Genomic DNA, 17,848 nt, shown 5'->3' on the forward strand with positions numbered 1-17,848 from the left:
GGCAGGTATTCCTGTCAGTATTGTTGAATCCAGCGGCGCACCAGATCGATGGTGGGGCCAGAGAAGGCTTCGTCGGATTGCAGCAGCGCGAAGTCGCCCGCCGCGATGCCGTTCAGCACGCTCTCGATGGCTTTGCCATGGTCCGGCTCGTCCTGGATGTCTTTCACGCGGCTGCCTTGCGACAAGCCCTGGCGCAGCAGCGCGCGCGCCTCGCCGTCGGGGCGCTTGCTCTTGACGGTCTTGTCGTCATAGAGCACGACGCGGTCAAAGGCGTCGCCCAGCAGGCGGCCCTGTTCGATCAGATCGGCATCGCGGCGGTCGGCGCCGGCGGAGTAAACCGCGGCGCGCGTCGTCGACGGGAACTGGTCGATGGCGGCGATCAGCGGGCGCAACGCCGAGGCGTTGTGCACGTCGTCAACCACCACGGTGCCGCCGTTACGCTCAAACAGCGTGAACTGCCACGGCGCGTCGGCCTGGTCGATATCGAAGGTTTCGATGCCGGCGCGGATCAGTTCCACGGGAATGTCCAGCGCCCAGGCGGAGCCCACGGCGGCCAGCACGTTTTCCACCTGGAAGGCCACGCGTCCGCCATGCGTCAGCGGAATCGCGGCCACATCGGCCAGCCGTTCTTCGCGGGCGCCTTGCGCCAGGATGATGCTGCCGTCGCGCACGAATACGGCGCGGCCATCTTGTTGCAGATGGGCGGCGATGGCGGGCAGGGCGGGGTCGATGCCGAAGAAGATCACGGCGCCGTCGCACAGCTCGGCCATTTCCACCACGCGCGGGTCGCGTGCGTTGAGCACGGCGGCGCCCGTCGGCAGCACCACGTCAACCTGCGTGCGGAACACATTGAACATGCGCTCCGTTTCGTTGATGTCGAAGTCGCCCAGATGGTCGGCGTCGTCGATGTTGGTGACGACGCCAACTTGGCAGCGGTCATAAGCCAGGCCTTGGCCCAGGATGACGCCGCTGTCGTTTTCGATGACGGCGGCATCCACGTTGCGGTTCATCAGCAGGCGGGTGCCCGACGCGAAGTCGGCGCGGTCGCCCTTTTGCACCAGGCGGCGGTCCAGGTACAGGCCTTCGCTGCAAGCCAGGCCCGTGCGCTTGCCCGACAGATGCAGCAGGCGGGCAACCAGTCGCGCGACCACGGTTTTGCCGTTGGTGCCGGTGACGCCCACGATGGGGATGCGGCCCGCATCGCCTTCGGGGAACAGATGGTCGACGATGGCGCGGCCCACCGGGCGCGGCGTGCCGTCAGCGGGCTTCAGGTGCATCAGCAGGCCGGGGCCGGCGTTGACTTCCACGATGGCGCCGCGCTGCTCAGCCAGCGGCCGGGTGATGTCTTCGGCCACCAGGTCCACGCCCGCGATATCCAGGCCCACCACGCGGGCGGCCAGCGTCACGGTGGCGGCAATGCTCGGGTGCACGCGGTCGGTCACGTCGAAGGCGACGTTGCCGCTGCGCTGCACCAACACGCGCTGGCCGTCGGCCGGCACGCTGTCTTCCGACATGCCCTGGCGCGCAATTTCCAGCCGGGCGGCGGAATCCAGGCGCACAAAGTTCAGCGGATGGTTTTCAGTGCGGCCACGGCGCGGGTCGATATTGATCTGGTTGTCGATCAGTTCGGTAATGGTGGACTTGCCGTCGCCCGTCACCCAGGCCGGTTCGCCGGCGGCGGCGGCCACCATGCGGTTGCCCACCACCAGCAAACGGTGTTCGTTGCCCAACACGAAGCGCTCGACGATCACGCCGCTGCCTTCGTCCACCGCCACGCGGTAGGCGGACACCACCTCTTCGCGGGTCGTCAGGTTGGTGAATACGCCACGGCCGTGGTTGCCGTCGTACGGCTTGACCACAACGGGCAGGCCGATGTCTTCGGCCGCTTCCCAGGCGTCGTCTTCGCTGCGCACCAGGCGGCCTTCCGGCACCGGCACGCCGCAGGTCGACAGCAGTTCCTTGGTCAGATCCTTGTCGCGCGAAATGCCTTCGGCGATGGCGCTGGTGCGGTCGGTTTCGGCCGTCCAGATGCGGCGCTGGGCCGATCCGTAGCCGAACTGCACAAGGTTGCCCTCGAACAGGCGGATGTAGGGAATGTCGCGGTCATCGGCCGCGTCCACGATGCAGGCGGTGCTGGGGCCCAGGCAGTGCCGGTCCACCAGCGTGCGCAGCTTGGCAATCGTGGCGGGCACGTCGAACGGGCGGTCTTCAATGGCCGCCATGACCAGGTCGCGGGCTTCGTTCAGCGCCGTGCGGGTGACCTGTTCCTGCCAGGCGCGCACCACCACTTTGTAGACGCCGCGGGTCGACGTTTCGCGGGCTTTGCCGAAACCGCCGCGCAAGCCGGCCAGGTTCTGCAATTCCAGCGTGACATGTTCAAGAATGTGGCCGGGCCAGGTGCCTTCTTTCAGGCGGGCCAGGAAGCCGCCGCGGACGCCGGGGCTGCAACGGTGCTCAATCAGCGACGGCAACCATTCAGACAGGCGCTCGTAAAACCCGGGAATGGTGTTGGACGGATAGTCCTCCAACTCACCAATATCCACCCACGCTTCAAGGACCGGGCGATACGTCCAAATGTTCGGGCCGCGCAAAGCCACGACATCGAGAAATTCAATGTCTTTCTTTTTCATGTTTTAATTTACTTGAGAAGCAGGTTGGCACGCGCGGACGCCCCTATGTAAGACCGCGAATTTACTGGCAAATTTATGGGGTTGCGCTTTAAGAATAATGCCAACGAGTGGGGGATCCCAGATATTCCTAATTAGAAAAATCGGCTGCTACTATACGACGCCTTCAAGGCGTGAACTCGTTGTGTTGTAAGGAAGGGACACGTTTGCCGCCGTTGGTGGTAAACCGGTTGCCGCCTAGTAGGGCAGAGTCCTGGCCCGGTATGCGTTCCAATGAAAAAACCACACCTGCTTTCTGGCCTTGCCGATGCCTTTCCTGCCGCCTGGCGGGATGAAATCCGCGCTGAATTAGCGGACGGCGAAACCTTGCTGGCCTGGGTTGAAATAGACCTGGACCAGCGGCTGAAGTTCCAGCCGGGGCTGATTGCAGCTACCGACCGTCGGCTATTGGCTCGTAATGCTGCCGATAACGGCTGGGAATCGTGGGTCTATGGCCCCCAATTAACGCTGAATCTTACCGATCACGCGGGCGCCGCCGTGCTGGAATTGCACGACGACACCGCGCGTCTGGCCATCTGGCGCTTCACGCTGGCCCGCAATCCGGCCGCGCTGCGCCTCTTGTCGCACTTCGAGTCGCAACAGGCGATCCGCCTGTCCGGCCATCAGGAAGAGGCGCCGCAGGAACGCAACTGCACCATCTGTAATAACGTTATTCCCGCGGGCGAGGAAGAATGCCCCACCTGCAATCAAGAGCAGGCGGCGCCGTCTTCCACCTGGGCGCTGTTGCGCCTGTGGCGTTTTGCCCGGCCGTATCGCGGCGCTTTGCTGGCCGGTTTTGTGCTGACGTTGTTGGGCACGGCTGCGACCCTGGTGCCGCCGTACCTGACGATGCCGCTGATGGACGACGTGCTGATTCCGTTCCAGAACGGCGCGCCCATTGATTACAGCAAGGTCCGCCTCTACCTGAGCGGTCTGTTGGCGTCCGCCATCCTGGCCTGGGGGCTGGGCTGGGCGCGCACCTACATTCTGGCGTGGGTCAGTGAGCGTATCGGCGCCGACTTGCGCACCACCACCTATGAACACTTGCAGCAGCTGTCGCTGGAGTATTTCGGCGGCAAGCGCACGGGCGATCTGATTTCCCGTATCGGTAGCGAGACCGACCGCATTTGCGTGTTCCTGTCTTTGCATCTGCTGGACTTCGCCACCGACATCCTGATGATCGTCATGACGGCGGTGATTCTGGTGTCCATCAACCCCTGGCTGGCGCTGGTTACGCTGGTGCCGCTGCCGTTCATTATCTGGATGATCCACGCGGTGCGCGACCGCTTGCGCCACGGCTTTGAAAAGGTCGACCGCATCTGGTCCGAGATCACGAACGTGCTGGCGGACACCATTCCGGGCATCCGCGTGGTCAAGGCGTTTGCACAGGAAAAGCGCGAAGTGGCGCGCTTTCGCGAAGCCAATAACCGCAACCTGGAAGTGAACGACCGCGTGAACACGACGTGGTCGCTGTTCTCGCCCACGGTCACGTTGCTGACGGAAGTGGGCCTGCTGGTGGTGTGGATTTTCGGTATCTGGCAGGTGTCGCAGAAGCAGATTACGGTGGGCGTGCTGGCCGCGTTCCTGGCGTATATCGGGCGCTTTTATTTGCGCCTGGATTCCATGAGCCGCATCGTCTCGGTGACGCAGAAAGCAGCCGCGGGTGCCAAGCGCATCTTCGATATTCTTGACCACGTTTCCAGCGTTCCCGAACCGCAGAATCCGGCCAAGCTGCCGCATATCAACGGCCGCATCGAACTGCGCGATGTGGGGTTCCGCTACGGTAATCGCCAAGTGATTCGCGGGCTGGACCTGACCATCGCCCCGGGCGAGATGATCGGCCTGGTGGGCCATAGCGGGTCGGGCAAGAGCACGCTGATCAACCTGATCTGCCGCTTCTACGACGTGTCCGAAGGCGCGGTGCTGGTGGATGGCGCCGACATCCGTTCGGTGCGCGTGGCCGACTACCGCCGCAATATTGGTTTGGTGCTGCAAGAGCCGTTCCTGTTCTTCGGCACCATTGCCGAGAACATCGCCTACGGCAAGCCTGACGCCACGCGCGATGAAATCGTGGCCGCCGCCCGCGCGGCGCATGCGCACGAGTTCATTCTGCGCCTGCCGCATGGCTACGATTCGCTGGTAGGTGAGCGCGGCCAGGCCTTGTCGGGCGGCGAACGCCAGCGTATTTCGATTGCGCGCGCCTTGCTGATCGACCCGCGCATCTTGATCCTGGACGAAGCCACGTCGTCGGTGGACACCACCACGGAAAAGGAAATTCAGAAGGCGCTGGACAATCTGGTGCGCGGCCGCACCACCATCGCCATCGCGCACCGCCTGAGCACGCTGCGCAAAGCAGATCGCCTGGTTGTGCTGGATCGTGGCCAGATCGTGGAGCAAGGGCCGCACGAAGAATTGATGGCCCGCGAGGGCGCCTACTATCGTCTCTACCAGGCGCAGGCGCGCCAGGCGGAAGCCGACGCCCAAGCGTCGGACGGCGAAAACATCGCCGCCGTGGCCTGACGCGGACCCAGGATTATCGTCATGACGTTGCCCACCTTTCAATTGCGCCGCAATGCCTTCGGGCGCCTGGAATACCAATCCGCCGATGGCGAAATGCACGAAGGCGTTTTGCCCGTGCGCGCCTTTCCGATCAGTGAAGCGGGCCGCGGCCTGTCGCTGGTGACTGCCGACGGCCACGAGCTGGTGTGGATCGAACACCTGTCCGACGTTCCGGCTGAGCCGCGCGCGCTGATCGAGGAAGAGTTGGCGGGCCGTGAATTCATGCCCGAAATCCGCAAGCTGGCCAGCGTGTCCACGTTTGCCACGCCCAGCACCTGGAAGGTGGAAACCGATCGCGGTCCGACGTCGTTCACGCTGCGCGGCGAAGAAGACATCCGCCGGCTCAGCCCGCAGACGCTGCTGATCGCCGACAGCCACGGCATCTTCTATCTAGTGCGCGACATCCTGTCGCTGGACAAGCACAGCCGCAAACTGCTGGACCGGTTCCTGTAAACGTGTTGCCTACGTGTTGCCTACGCGCTGCCCTTGAACGGCGTGTGCGCTTCCAATTCACCCAAATAGTCCGTCACCGCCGAGGTCTCTTCGTCCAGGAAGTTCTGGATCGCCTCGGCGAAACCGGGGTGGGCGACCCAATGCGCCGACCACGTTGGCGTGGGCAACAGGCCGCGCGCCATTTTGTGTTCGCCCTGCGCGCCACCTTCGAAACGTGCGATGCCGTGCGCGATGCAATACGCGATGGACTGCATGTAGCAGGTCTCGAAATGCAGCCCCGGCACGTATTCCGTCGCGCCCCAGTAGCGCCCGTAAAGCGCATCGCCGCCCGCCAGATTTAACGCCGCCGCCACCGGCTCGCCCTCGCGCTCGGCCATGATCAGCACAAAGGCATCGGGTTGTTCGCGGTAGGCGCGCAGAAAGAAGTCGCGATTCAGATAGGGCGGGTTGCCGTGCTGAAAATACGTGCGGCAATAGCAGTCATAGAAGAAGGCCAGATCGGCCTCTTGAATATCGCTGCCGCGCAGCCACCGGAACGCCAGCCCGGCCGCGGCCACCTTCTTTCTGTCTTGCCGTATTTTCTTGCGCTTGTCGTGGCTCATTCGCGCCAGGAACGCATCAAAGTCCGCAAAGCCGTCGTTGGTCCAATGAAACTGCACGCTCTCGCGAATCATGAAACCGGCTTCGCGCAGCACGCGCATATCGGCGTCAGACGGAAACAGCAGATGCAGCGACGACACCTTGACCTCTTCGGCAAAGGCCACCAAACCGCGCACGAGCGTGGCGCGGTCTTCATCGTTAGATGCCAGCAGGCGAGGGCCCGTCACCGGCGTGAAGGGGATGGCCGACAGCAGCTTGGGGTAGTAGCGCATGCCGTGGCGCTGGAAGGCGTCGGCCCAGGCGTAGTCGAACACGTATTCGCCACGAGAATGGGATTTCAGATAGAGCGGGGTGGCCGCGGCCAGCCCACCATCGCGCCACAGCGCCAGATAATGCGGCGCCCAACCCGTCTCGGGCGCGGCGCAGCCCGTTTCGTGCAGCGCGCACAAAAACGCGTGCCGCAGAAAGGGCTGGTCCCCGGCCAACGCGTCCCAGGCTTGGGCGTCGATGCGGGACAGGTCGGTTTCAATGGTCAAGCGCAGGGAATCCATTCGTGAATGATAAAGTCTTCGTCAACGCACGGTCTTGAAACCGTTCGTTTTTTCAGGTTTTGCAGCGGCTTCGCGCCGCTTGGGATTCGCACACATCATGGATAGCAACACGACCCCTTCCGCCAAGGAAGGGTCAGGCTCGCACTGCCTTCGCGGCCAGGCTCTCGCCGCGCTTGCCGCGCGCGAGTGGCCCGAGAAAATGGCGGCGGTACGCGCAATCAGCGATAGCGCCGTGATGGACTGCCAGCGTGAATTCTCGGCGCCGGAAGGCTTGCCCGGCCGGCCCGCGAGGCCGGAGCTGGTTGCGCCCGCGCTGGTCAAGCACCGCTCCATGGCCACGCTGGAAGGGCGCGCGGCGTTGCTGCACGCGCTGGCCCATATTGAATTCAACGCGGTCAATCTGGCGCTGGACATCCTCTGGCGCTTCGCCGGTATGCCCGATGCGTTCTACCGGGATTGGCTGCGTGTCGCCCGCGAAGAGGCCTATCACTTCGATCTGCTGCGCCAGCGGCTGGACACCTTGGGCTATGCCTATGGGGATTTTCCGGCGCACAACGGCTTGTGGGACATGGCCGAACGCACGCGCGGCGACCTGCTGGCCCGGCTGGCGCTGGTGCCCCGCACGCTGGAGGCGCGCGGCCTGGATGCGTCGCCGATGATCCGCAACAAATTGGCTGGGGCGGGGGATGCGGATAGCGCCGCCATTGTGGACATCATCCTGCGCGATGAGATCGGCCACGTCGCCATCGGCAACCACTGGTTCAAACTGCTTTGCTCGCAAGCAGGCCAGGAACCCGTGGCCTGCTACGCTGATCTGGCGCAGCGCTATGACGCCCCCCGCTTGCGCGGCCCCTTCAACCTGGAGGCCCGCCGTGCGGCCGGCTTCGACGACGCCGAACTCGCCGCGCTGCAAGCGGGTTGATTCGACCCCAAAGGAATTCTTCGCATGACCACCCGATTGGCCTCCGTGCTACCCCGTGCCGCCTTGACCTTGGCGGGGGCGCTTTGCATCGCGACCGCCCACGCCGCTGACCCATTCGCTACCTGCCTCGCGCAATTGCGCGGCCCTGCGCTGAAAGCGGGTGTGTCCGGCGCCACCTTCGATACGCACACTGCCGGCCTGACGCCCGACATGGCGGTGATTGACCTGCTGGACGCCCAGCCCGAATTCAAGACGCCCATTTGGGATTACATGGCCGGGCTGGTCGATGACGAGCGCGTGGCGGATGGCAAGGCGGGCATGGCGCGCTGGCAGTCCGACCTGGACCGCGCCGCCTCGCGCTATGGCGTAGACCCGGCCACCATTGCGGCGGTGTGGGGCGTGGAAAGCAATTTCGGCCGTACGCTGGGTGGCCGGCCACTGCTGACCTCGCTGTCGACGTTGTCGTGCTTTGGCCGCCGCCAGGCGTATTTCCGGGGTGAGTTCTTCTCGACGCTGAAGATCATCCAGGACGAGCACATCGCGCCCGACCGGCTGGTGGGCTCCTGGGCGGGCGCGTTCGGCCAGACGCAGTTCATGCCGTCCACCTACTTGCGGCTGGCCGTGGATTTTGATGGCGATGGCCGCCGCGATCTGGTCGACAGCGTGCCCGATGCGCTGGCGTCCACCGCCAATTTCTTGAAGCGCGCCGGCTGGAATCCGTCGCTGGCCTGGGGCTACGAGGTCAAGCTGCCTGCTGGGCTGGACACATCGGGCGCCGGGCGCAAGAACAAGCGTCCGATGTCGTCGTGGGCCAAGCAAGGGGTGACGCGCGTGGATGGGCAAGCCTTGCCGGGCGGCGACACCCCCGCAGGCCTGTTGCTGCCCGCTGGACGCAACGGCCCCGCCTTCCTGGTCACGCGCAATTTCGATGCGCTGTATTCGTACAACGCCGCGGAAAGCTATGCGCTGGCCATCGCGCATCTTTCGGATCGGCTGCGTGGCGGTGGGCCGCTAGTTCAAGCCTGGCCAACCGATGACCCCGGCCTGTCGCGGGCGGAGCGGCGCGAGCTGCAACGGCTGCTGATTGCCAAAGGCTATGACGTCGGCGAACCCGATGGCATGATCGGCGCCCGGACGCGTCAAGCCTTGCAGGCCGCGCAGCGCGAACTGGGTTTGCCCCCGGACGGCCGCGCGGGGCAGAAGGCATTGAAGGCACTGAAAGCGTCCGCCGCCAGTAAAGCACCGGGCTGAACCCCGCCAGATTTACAAGTTTTGCAAAGATCCGGCCCCCGGTAACGGGGCTGACATGCGTTACGCCAGCCACCGCCCTATACTGGTTTTCCGATTTTTCAGGAGCACGATGATGAGTCTGTTGGATACCTTGGCCTCGATGGCCGGTGGCGGTCAGCAAGGGGGCTCCGCGTCATTGCTGCCTGCCCTGATCGAACAATTGAACAAGTACCCGGGTGGGCTAAGCGGCCTGATCGCCAGCTTCCAGAAGGGCGGTTTAAGCGAAATCGTGGCGTCCTGGGTCGGTACAGGCCAGAACCTGCCGGTCAGCCCCGACCAGCTTGGCGCGGTGCTGGACCCCGGCGTCGTCAATGAACTGGCCGCCAAAACCGGCCAGGACACGGATTCCGTCTTGGGTTCGCTGTCGTCCTTGTTGCCGCAACTGGTCGACAAGGCCACGCCGCAAGGCGAGGTGCAACCCGGCCAGCCCTTCAACCCGACCGACCTGCTGGCCTCGCTGGGCGGCCTGTTCGGTAACCGCGGTTAAAGACAGTACAGGTTCTTCTCCTGACACGCTGTCTGCTTGCATCCCCCACCCGCCGGCGCCTGTTTCAGGCGCTGGCGCTGGGCGCCTTGGCCCCGCTGGCCGCTTGCGCGCCGCCCCTGTCCTTGAACGCCACGTTCCTGCAACTGTGGCGCAGCCACCTGGAGCTGAAGCCTGAAGACTGGCGCGTGCGCTTGTCGGCGTATCGCCGGCTGGGCTGCCGCGAGATCTTCCTGCAATGGGTGGGCCTGGAAGGCGGCCTTCCGGATGACTGGATGGCGCCCGACGCCGTGCTGCGCATGATCTTCGACGAAGCCGAACGCCAGGGGCTGGGCGTGCATGTGGGCCTGCCTTATGACCAGCGCTGGTGGGATGTGCTGGCCGGCAAGGACAAGGCGGCGTTTACCGGTTATCTGGAGCAGACGCGCGCCCGTGGCGTGGCGTATATGGAGTCCGCGCCCTGGCCCAAGCGCCGCGCGTTTCGCGGCTGGTATCTGCCCTACGAACTTGAGCAATACAACTGGGCGTCTGAAGAAAGGCAGGCGCAGCTGATCCCGTGGCTGGACGCGTTTTCGCGCACGGCGCAGGCAACCAGCCGCGGCGTGCCTTGCATCTCCACTTATCACAGCCGCCTGCCCACCGAGGGCTCGCTGATGAAGCTGTGGAGCGGCATTCTGGATCGCGTGCGCATCCATCCGATGATTCAGGATGGCGTGGGCGTGGCGGGCCTGGCGAACTATCAGGCGCTGGCGCCGCTGCATGACATGCTGCTGGCGCGCCGCGCCTCGTTCGACCTGATCCTGGAACTGTTCGAAGAGCTGCCTTCGGGCAGCACCGATGGGTCTACCTTCAAGGCGCGTTCGGCTGACTTTGACCGCGTGAAGCAGCAGTGGGAAGTGGCTCGCGGCTACGGCGCCAAGCGCGTCGTGGCGTTCGCCATGGAACCTTGGGTGATCGACAACACGCCCGAAGCGCGCGCGCTGATGCGTGCCTGGCTGGCGGCGCGCGTCTAAGCGCGCCCGCCCGGCTCAGTTGAAGCTGCGGCCGATAATTTCCAGCATGACTTCACTGGTGCCGCCAAAGATGCGCAACGCGCGCGCGTCCACCCAGGCGCGGCCAATGCCGTACTCCGCCATATACCCATAGCCGCCGTACATTTGCAGCAGGTCGTCCAGCACGCGCCCCTGGATCTCGGTGGCATTCAGTTTGGCGATGGCGGCGGTGGTGGGGTCCAGTTCGCCTTCCATTTGCCGCGCCAGGCAATCGTCCAGGAACACGCGCAGCATCGTCGTTTGCGCACGCGCGTTGGCCAGTTTGAAGCGGGTATTCTGGTAGTCGATGACGCGGCGGCTGAAGACCTTGCGGTCGCGCGTGTACTGCGCGGCTTCATCCAGCATGCCTTCCACCGAGGCCGCCGCGCGCAAGGCAATTGCCAGCCGTTCGCGGGCGAGTTCACGCGTCATATATTCGAAGGCGGCGTTCTCTTGGCCCAGCAGGCAATCCGCCGGCACGCGGACATCATCAAAGTACAGCTCGCACGTGTCCTGGCTGTGCTGGCCGATTTTGTTCAGCGCGGTGCCCTTGGTGTAGCCGGGCAGGTTTTCCTCGACGCAGAACAACGACAAGCCGCGCGCTCCCAGGTCAGGGTCAGTGCTGGCCAACACGATCGCCAGGCCGGCGTTCACGCCATTGGTAATGAACGTTTTCTGGCCGCTCAGCACGTAGCTGTCGCCATCGCGGCGCGCGCGCGTGCGGATGGCTTTGAGATCGCTGCCCGCGCCGGGTTCGGTCAGCGCAATGGCGCCGATGACGTCACCCCGCGTCATGGCGGGCAGCCAGCGGTCTTTCTGCGCATCGGTGCCAAAGTTCAGCAGATAGGGCGACACCATGTCCGAATGAATTGAAAAGCCGATGCCCAGAAAATTGGCATGCGCCAGCTCCTCGATCACGACGGCGGAATGGCCGAAGTCACCGCCCAGTCCGTAAGGGTCGGGCAGGGCGCAGTTGAGCAGGCCTTCGTCGCCGGCACGCTTCCACAGCGCGCGCGGCGTGACGCCGGCCTTTTCCCATTCGGCGTAGTGGGGCGCGATTTCGCTGGCGACAAAGCGCCGCACTTGGTCGCGGAACAGTTCGTGGTCATCCCGGAATACGCGTCGCATGATGCCTCCTTAGCGGCTGTACGGGTCCGTGGCGCTGACCTGCCCGCGCAGGACGGGCGCGGCGGCGGTGCCGGTCAGGAACAGGCTGTAGTGGTCGCCGGGTTGCAGCGCGGGCAGCGGTTGCGGGGGCGAGACCGCCGCGCCGCAGCCCGTGGCCAAAGTGGCGCTGACCGGGTTGATGGCGCGGGCGGCGGCGGCGCCGGGTTTGACGTCCTGGAACAGCACGGGGCCGGACGGGCTCACGCTCAATTGCCCAGCCGCGCAATCGGCCGCCAGGTTGTAGAAGCGCAATTCCGCCTTCAGCGCGTCCTGCGCGCCGTTGCTGTCATCGATAACGGCGAACGTCAGCGTGCCGCCGTCGCGCTTGGGAATCAGCGTGCTGAAGGTGTCAGGCGCGACTTCCAATGTGGCGGCGGGCTTGCCATCCACCTGCACGGTGAAGGGCTGATTGCCTTTGACGATGGCGTAGGTGGTGGCGGGCTTGGCCGCGCCAGGTTCCTGCGCCGGGCCGTTGGCGATCTGCACGCGCAACGGCGTTGCGTCAGGGTTCACGATGCGCACGAATGACGAGCCGGCAGGCGGCCGGGCGGCATACAACTGCGCGAACGCGCCTTCAGCGGCTGCGTTGCCGGCAAGTGCAGTCAGCGCAACGGCCACCGCCAGGCGGGAAGGAATGAACATGATTCAAGACTCCGGTTTTTTGCTGAGGCGGGCGTCCAGGTACAGGCGCGCCAGCTGTTTGCGATCTGCCTTGTCCGTGGTGGTCGTCGGGAAGCGATGGCAGGCGACGAGTTCTGACGGGATCATGTAGGGCGGCAGACGCCGGCCCAGCACGGCTTTCCACTCGTGCAGGTCTGGCGGCAGCGGCTGCACGCCGTCAGGGCCGGAAGCCGCCGGTTCAACAAAGCCGATCAGCCGCACAATGGCGCCGTCGGGGCGGCGCAGCGCAACGGTGGCGCCTGCGCGCACGCCGGGCAGTGTGGCGATGGCGGCATCAATTTCGGCGAGTTCGATGCGATAGCCGTGCAGCTTGATCTGGTCGTCGATACGGCCACGGAAGGTGACCAGGCCTTGATTATCGATCTCGCCCAAATCCCCGCTGCGATAGCCGCGTTTGCCATTGCGCGTGAACATGCGGGTGGCGTTCAGGTCGGGGCGGTTCAGGTAGCCGCGCATGACGTGGTCGCCTGCGATGCTGATTTCACCGTTCTCGATGAACACGTCGGCATAGGGTTTGGCGTGGCCGATGGGAAACGGATTCGGCGCGGCGGCGCGCAGGGCAGCGTCGATTTCGACCCACGTCGTGGAGCACGTGGCTTCGGTCGGCCCGTAGGAATTGATGATGCGCACATCCGGAAAACGCTGCCACAATTCTTCCGCCATCGGCGGCGTCAGCGATTCGGCGCCGAAGACGAAGACGCGCAAGCCGGGCAGGTGAACGTGATTGAAATCGGGGTTGAACAACTGTTGGCGCACGAACGACGGCGTAGACGCCCAGACGTTGATGCGCGTGTCCGCTAGATACTTGATGAACGCGTCACGCTCGGCGATGACCTCGCGCGGGCACAGCACGCAGGTGCCGCCAAGCGCTAGCGCCCCGACCCAGTTGAACAGCGAGAAATCGAAACTGAACAGCATCTGGTCCATGAACGCGGGCGCCGCGCCCAGGTTCAGGCAATCGCGAATCCAGCCGGCAAACAGCGTGATGCTTTCGCGGCCGATCTGCACGCCTTTTGGATCGCCCGTGCTGCCCGATGTGAACATGACGTAGGCCAGGTCTTTCTCGGCCAGCGGCGCAGGCGCGTCGCTGGCGGGCAGGAAGATGTCGGCTTGCGCGTCATAGCGCAGCCCGGCGTTGACCAGTTGGCCGATGCGCGCAATGCGCTCGGGCGGGTTGATCACGTCCACCGGCACGAACGGCACGCCGATTCGCAAGCATCCCAATATCGCTACCAGAAACGCCGCTTCCTTATGGCCGGATATTGCCAGCGGCGCGGCGTCGTGGCCGCCCGCCAGGCCAGCATGGCCCGCCGCCAGTATCCAGGCGTTGGTAGCGGCTTTCAATTCGCTCCACGTCATGGCGCCTTGCGCGTCCACCACCGCCACGGCGTCGGCGTTTGTGGTGATGTCGGTGAAGTCGTAGGTGCTGAAATCGAAACGCATCGGCCGTTCTCCTGACTGCGTGTGGGCGCCTTCAGGCGCGGCCGTTCTCCGCGATGAAGGCGGCAAGCGTGTGCACCGATTCCAGATGCACGTCGATTTCAGTCGGCGGAATCTTGCAGCCGAATTCACGTTCGACGGCCAGCGCCAAGTCGACGGCGGCCAGCGAATCCACCAGACCGGAATCGATCAGCAGGGTGTCGGGGTCGACCTTGGTCAGGATGATGCCTTCGATCATGTCGGCAACCTTGGTTTCGATGGTCTTGATGTCCATTGCATGCTCCGGGACCGCGCGGCGGTCAGAATTGGAAATAGAGGAAACGGGTTTCTTTGTGCAGGTTTACCAGGCAAAGAAACAGCAGCACCAGCATGGCGACAAGCCACGCTGTGTTGGGGCGCCACCGCATGAACGCGCGCGGCGCTTCCTGCGGCTTGAACAGCGCGGGCGAATAGCGGCCCAGAATCTGGTGCGCATTGGGCGTGAACCAGGCAATGCCCAGCAGCACAATTGTGTACAGCAATTGCATGTGATGGCCTACGATCACGCGCCACGCGTCGCGCCAGGCCAGGCCCGCCACATGCGTGGATAGGTCCAGTGATTCCATGCCACGTGCGCCCACCATGCCCTGCATCAGCAGCATCGCGTCGCCCACGCCATGCGCGCGGAAAAACGCCTGCGCCACCAGCACGGCCACGAACGTCAGCAGAATGCAGGCTGCGCGTTTGATCACGCCCACCTGGCGCGCCGCGGCCGGCTTGCGGCCCACCACGAAAATGCGCCACGCGTGGTTCACCGACAGGTACATGGCGTGCAGCAGGCCGAACACAATGAACTGAAAGCCCGCACCGTGCCACACGCCGGCCAGCGTCATCGTGAACAGCGTAGGCACCACGATGCTGCTGGCGAATCCGCCGGGGGTGCGGATGCCTGCGGAGCCCACGGGCAGGTTGCGGTCTGTGCGCCATTTCGACACCGCCATCGCCACCGGGTAGTACAGATATGCCGTGATGTAGCGCGTCAGTGTGATGTGCCAGCGCGCCCAGAAGTCGATGATGCTGCTGGCTTTGTAGGGCGAATTGAAATTCAGCGGGAAGCGGATGCCAAACATTTTGGCCAGGCCCAGCGCCATGTCCGAATAGCCCGAGAAATCAAAATACAACTGCAAGGCGTAGCAGACGCTGGCGCCCCACGAGCCCCAGAACATCAGTTCGCCCGGTGCGGCGAAACCCGCGTCGGCATAGGGCGCGATGCCGTCGGCCAACAGCACTTTCTTGGCCAGGCCGATGACGAACAGCATCGCGCCCACCGACAGGTTTTCGGCCTTGAAGCGGTAGTTTTCCGGCTGCGCGAACTGCGGCATCATTTCTTTGTGATGCAGGATCGGGCCGGCGATCAGGTGCGGAAAGAACGTCACGAACAACACATAGCTGAGCAGGCTGCGTTCCTTCACCACGCCCGCCTTGCAGTCGAGCAGGTAGCCGATCTGCGTGAACGTGAAGAAGGAAATGCCCAGCGGCAGGATGATGTCGTCCATCGTCGTGCTGGTGACGCCCAAGTCGGTCAGGAAGTTCAGCAGCGTGGCGAAGTACTTGTAGTGGAACAACAGCACCAGGTCGGCGCCCACGCCGAACGCGACGATCATCCCCTGCAATTTCGGCCGCGCCGTGTTGTGCAGGATCAGCTGGCTGATGAGGTAGTTGAACGCAATGGACCCGGCCAGCAGCACCACGAACTGCGGGTTCCACCAGCCATAGAACACCAGGGATGTCAGGCACAGCCACAACGCAGCCAGGCGCACGTTCAGCGGGCCTACCGCGTAGTACACGGCCAGCGTGACGGGCAGGAAGATCAGCAGGAACAGGTAGGAATTGAATAGCATCTTGGTTCGCTACGGCAGGCGGGCCAGCACGGCTTTTTCGTCCGCGGTCAGCGGCAGGGACAAGGCGTTTTCCGAGAACTCCCAGATCAGCAGCTTCAGGCTCTTGGGCCATCGCTCACGCTGCTGCAAGGCAATCTGCAACGCGCCCGAGAACTGCCCGCCATCCAGGCTCATGTTCCAGACCTCGCGGCCCAGGCCCATGCCCAGCCTTTCGGCAAACTGGCTGCGGCGGCCGTTCGAGGTGCCCGCCAGCAGCACTTGCACCGGCGGCGCTTCATCCAGCAGGCCGCCTGCGCGCACGGGTTCGATCTTTTGTTCCGACACCACTTCCAGCTCGGGACGCCAGCCGGGCCGCGCATGTTCCAGGCCGGCCAGCACGATCAAGTCGCCCATGCGTGGCGCGGGCGGGGCGGGAGGGTCGGTCTTGAATGCTTGATTGCCGGGGCCTTGCAGCAGGGGCAAGGCGGCTTCGGCCACGCGTGTGGCGGCGGCTTGTGCCCCTTGCGCGTTCAGGTGGACGTCGGTGCGGAAAAAGCGGGGGGCGGGCGCGGCTTGCAGCGCGTCTCGCAAGTCCACGAAAGGCACGCCTTGCTCGCGCAGCGCGTTCTGCCAGGCGTCCAGCGTCTGGCGCATCGGCAGCGATACCGGCAGGCCGCAGAGCCGGTCGGCTTCGATGCGCGATTTATCCGGCACCGCCACCACCAGCACCTGCACCTGCTTCTGACGCAGTTCATCCACCCAATGCCGCATCAGCCGCAGGCGTTCATTGAAGACATGAACGCCTGGCGGCGGACGCAGCCCGTCACGGTAGAACAGCCACTGCGGGCAACCCATGGCGACCTGATCGCCCAAGTCGCCCAGCGCACGATACCGCAACGACGCGTTCCACGTGTCGAGCTCCGTCTGCATGGGCATGTGCAGCGCCTTGTTCAAGATGCTGCCCGCTGAACCATCCACCCACGCGGGCGGGGCGACCTCGGCCGGGCTGATCTGGGCTTTGACGAGGCACCAGGCGCCCCAGCCCATGCCCAGCGCCAGCAACACGGCGACGACGGCCGCGTGCAGCCTATGGCTGGGCGGGGCAGGCTTGATGTCGGACGGTTCCACGGCGTTATTGGGAGGCAGCCTGCCCGACGGCCGCCTTCATGCGGCTGCGCCACGTGTCGGCGCTCATGATGGACGCGTTGTCCCACAGCCCCTTGGCGTCAGGCCCTTGCGAATACGTCGGCTCAAACATCTGCCAGACCAGCACCTGCGGCTTGTTCTGCTTGAACGCGGGCGACTCCAGGTATTCCAGCAGCATGATCCAGTGGCCAACGTTGCCGGGCTTCCAGTTCACGGACACGGGGCGGTCCAGCGCGTTGGACAGCTTTTGCGGAAAGCCGAAATACGGCTGCACCATGCTGTGGCCCGTCACGTGGACGGGGGCGGGCGCATCGTCCAGCAGACTTTGGTTGTCGGCCTGGCGGCGCACGGTGAAGGTTTCGCGGCCCGCTTGTTTGCGCTGGTCCGGCGTCAGGAACAGTTCGGCCAGATCGCCATAGCGGCGTTCATTCACGACGCTGCCCAGCGGCATGCCAGTGCCCGGTTTGCCCGCCAGTGCCTTCACATCTTGCTTGATGCGCTGCGCGAGCGCCTCGGCAGTGGCGTCGGCCGCTGCTTGCGTCCAATGCTGGTCGGTGCGATAGAACACGTCTTGTCCGCCGTCCTTCACCCGTTTGAGCACGGCTTCGTCGTCAAACGTCGACACGCCCGCCTGCTTGAGCTTGTCTTGAATGGTCTGATAGCGCTTCTTCACGTCCGCGCTCAGCGACTTTCCATCGGGCAGCTTGTCTTGATAGAAAAGGGTCTTGTCGGGCAGCACCAGCACTTCCAGCTGAATGCCCTTGGCCGCCAGCGCATCGCGGGTCTCGCGCACCAGTTGCGTCGCGGCGTCGATGCCGCGCGTATCGACTTGGGTCAGGCTGCCCCAGCCCGGAAAGAGCCAGTTGTCTTTGCCCTGGATCACGATGGACGAGCCTTCTTGCGCGTGGGCGGCCACGGCCAGCAGCGCGGTGGAAAACCCAAGCGCCATGCGGCGGGAAAAAGGTAAGGTGATTTTCATGAAGCTCCTTTCGCTGCGGT

General features: G+C 64.4%; 15 protein-coding genes. 6 read left to right on the top strand and 9 right to left on the bottom strand.

Annotated features, from left to right (window positions below; all coding sequences use genetic code 11):
- Positions 1–14 precede the first annotated feature (14 nt).
- Positions 15–2,630, bottom strand: coding sequence for a cyanophycin synthetase (gene cphA, locus HV765_RS10135; protein WP_175169656.1), 2,616 nt, complete (start codon positions 2,628–2,630; stop codon positions 15–17).
- A gap of 270 nt (positions 2,631–2,900) precedes the next feature.
- Between cphA and HV765_RS10140 the strand changes: the two genes are divergently transcribed.
- Complete coding sequence (locus HV765_RS10140) at positions 2,901–5,186, top strand: cyanophycin metabolism-associated ABC transporter (protein WP_054423783.1); 2,286 nt, start codon at positions 2,901–2,903, stop codon at positions 5,184–5,186.
- A 21-nt stretch (positions 5,187–5,207) separates the two neighbouring features.
- The gene (locus HV765_RS10145) at positions 5,208–5,678 is read left to right on the top strand and encodes a cyanophycin metabolism-associated DUF1854 family protein (protein ID WP_175169657.1); all 471 of its coding nucleotides are present in this window, start codon (positions 5,208–5,210) and stop codon (positions 5,676–5,678) included.
- A gap of 20 nt (positions 5,679–5,698) precedes the next feature.
- Here the strand turns inward: HV765_RS10145 and HV765_RS10150 are convergent, their stop codons facing one another.
- Positions 5,699–6,829, bottom strand: coding sequence for a GNAT family N-acetyltransferase (locus HV765_RS10150; RefSeq protein WP_175169658.1), 1,131 nt, complete (start codon positions 6,827–6,829; stop codon positions 5,699–5,701).
- 97 nt (positions 6,830–6,926) lie between these two features.
- On the opposite strand from HV765_RS10150, the gene HV765_RS10155 reads away from it, so the two are divergent.
- The 4 genes from HV765_RS10155 (at position 6,927) to HV765_RS10170 (ending at position 10,538) form a co-directional block, all read left to right on the top strand.
- The gene (locus tag HV765_RS10155; protein WP_175169659.1) at positions 6,927–7,751 is read left to right on the top strand and encodes a ferritin-like domain-containing protein; all 825 of its coding nucleotides are present in this window, start codon (positions 6,927–6,929) and stop codon (positions 7,749–7,751) included.
- Between the two features lie 24 nt (positions 7,752–7,775).
- Complete coding sequence (locus HV765_RS10160) at positions 7,776–9,002, top strand: lytic murein transglycosylase (protein WP_175169660.1); 1,227 nt, start codon at positions 7,776–7,778, stop codon at positions 9,000–9,002.
- Between the two features lie 112 nt (positions 9,003–9,114).
- Positions 9,115–9,528, top strand: a complete 414-nt coding sequence (locus HV765_RS10165; protein ID WP_054423777.1) for a YidB family protein — start codon at positions 9,115–9,117, stop codon at positions 9,526–9,528.
- 86 nt (positions 9,529–9,614) lie between these two features.
- Positions 9,615–10,538, top strand: coding sequence for a DUF4434 domain-containing protein (locus HV765_RS10170; RefSeq protein ID WP_254600524.1), 924 nt, complete (start codon positions 9,615–9,617; stop codon positions 10,536–10,538).
- Between the two features lie 15 nt (positions 10,539–10,553).
- Here HV765_RS10170 and HV765_RS10175 read toward each other — a convergent pair whose 3' ends face one another.
- The 7 genes from HV765_RS10175 to HV765_RS10205 are packed head-to-tail and all read right to left on the bottom strand — an operon-like array spanning position 10,554 to position 17,828.
- Positions 10,554–11,684: an acyl-CoA dehydrogenase family protein gene (locus tag HV765_RS10175; protein ID WP_175169661.1), complete on the bottom strand. Its 1,131-nt coding sequence runs from the start codon at positions 11,682–11,684 to the stop codon at positions 10,554–10,556.
- Between the two features lie 9 nt (positions 11,685–11,693).
- Positions 11,694–12,365: an alginate O-acetyltransferase AlgF gene (locus tag HV765_RS10180; RefSeq protein ID WP_054423772.1), complete on the bottom strand. Its 672-nt coding sequence runs from the start codon at positions 12,363–12,365 to the stop codon at positions 11,694–11,696.
- 3 nt (positions 12,366–12,368) lie between these two features.
- Positions 12,369–13,847, bottom strand: a complete 1,479-nt coding sequence (locus HV765_RS10185) for an AMP-binding protein (protein ID WP_175169662.1) — start codon at positions 13,845–13,847, stop codon at positions 12,369–12,371.
- 31 nt (positions 13,848–13,878) lie between these two features.
- The gene (locus HV765_RS10190; protein WP_054423768.1) at positions 13,879–14,118 is read right to left on the bottom strand and encodes an acyl carrier protein; all 240 of its coding nucleotides are present in this window, start codon (positions 14,116–14,118) and stop codon (positions 13,879–13,881) included.
- A 25-nt stretch (positions 14,119–14,143) separates the two neighbouring features.
- On the bottom strand, positions 14,144–15,724 hold the full coding sequence (locus HV765_RS10195) for an MBOAT family O-acyltransferase (RefSeq protein WP_175169663.1): 1,581 nt from the start codon (positions 15,722–15,724) through the stop codon (positions 14,144–14,146).
- 9 nt (positions 15,725–15,733) lie between these two features.
- Positions 15,734–16,831: an alginate O-acetyltransferase AlgX-related protein gene (locus tag HV765_RS10200; protein ID WP_254600525.1), complete on the bottom strand. Its 1,098-nt coding sequence runs from the start codon at positions 16,829–16,831 to the stop codon at positions 15,734–15,736.
- A 4-nt stretch (positions 16,832–16,835) separates the two neighbouring features.
- Positions 16,836–17,828: an alginate O-acetyltransferase AlgX-related protein gene (locus HV765_RS10205; RefSeq protein WP_175169664.1), complete on the bottom strand. Its 993-nt coding sequence runs from the start codon at positions 17,826–17,828 to the stop codon at positions 16,836–16,838.
- Between the last annotated feature and the right edge of the window lie 20 nt (positions 17,829–17,848).

The organism is Achromobacter kerstersii (assembly GCF_902859595.1).
Classification (GTDB): Bacteria; Pseudomonadota; Gammaproteobacteria; order Burkholderiales; family Burkholderiaceae_B; genus Achromobacter; species Achromobacter kerstersii.

Excerpts from the sequence above, each read along its gene's own strand:
- HV765_RS10140 (WP_054423783.1), top strand. The coding sequence starts at position 2,901 with ATGAAAAAACCACACCTGCTTTCTGGCCTTGCCGATGCCTTTCCTGCC.
- HV765_RS10155 (WP_175169659.1), top strand. The coding sequence starts at position 6,927 with ATGGATAGCAACACGACCCCTTCCGCCAAGGAAGGGTCAGGCTCGCAC.
- HV765_RS10145 (WP_175169657.1), top strand. The coding sequence starts at position 5,208 with ATGACGTTGCCCACCTTTCAATTGCGCCGCAATGCCTTCGGGCGCCTG.
- HV765_RS10190 (WP_054423768.1), bottom strand. The coding sequence starts at position 14,118 with ATGGACATCAAGACCATCGAAACCAAGGTTGCCGACATGATCGAAGGC.
- HV765_RS10195 (WP_175169663.1), bottom strand. The coding sequence starts at position 15,724 with ATGCTATTCAATTCCTACCTGTTCCTGCTGATCTTCCTGCCCGTCACG.
- HV765_RS10160 (WP_175169660.1), top strand. The coding sequence starts at position 7,776 with ATGACCACCCGATTGGCCTCCGTGCTACCCCGTGCCGCCTTGACCTTG.
- HV765_RS10185 (WP_175169662.1), bottom strand. The coding sequence starts at position 13,847 with ATGCGTTTCGATTTCAGCACCTACGACTTCACCGACATCACCACAAAC.
- HV765_RS10205 (WP_175169664.1), bottom strand. The coding sequence starts at position 17,828 with ATGAAAATCACCTTACCTTTTTCCCGCCGCATGGCGCTTGGGTTTTCC.
- HV765_RS10180 (WP_054423772.1), bottom strand. The coding sequence starts at position 12,365 with ATGTTCATTCCTTCCCGCCTGGCGGTGGCCGTTGCGCTGACTGCACTT.
- cphA (WP_175169656.1), bottom strand. The coding sequence starts at position 2,630 with ATGAAAAAGAAAGACATTGAATTTCTCGATGTCGTGGCTTTGCGCGGC.
- HV765_RS10165 (WP_054423777.1), top strand. The coding sequence starts at position 9,115 with ATGAGTCTGTTGGATACCTTGGCCTCGATGGCCGGTGGCGGTCAGCAA.
- HV765_RS10150 (WP_175169658.1), bottom strand. The coding sequence starts at position 6,829 with ATGGATTCCCTGCGCTTGACCATTGAAACCGACCTGTCCCGCATCGAC.
- HV765_RS10175 (WP_175169661.1), bottom strand. The coding sequence starts at position 11,684 with ATGCGACGCGTATTCCGGGATGACCACGAACTGTTCCGCGACCAAGTG.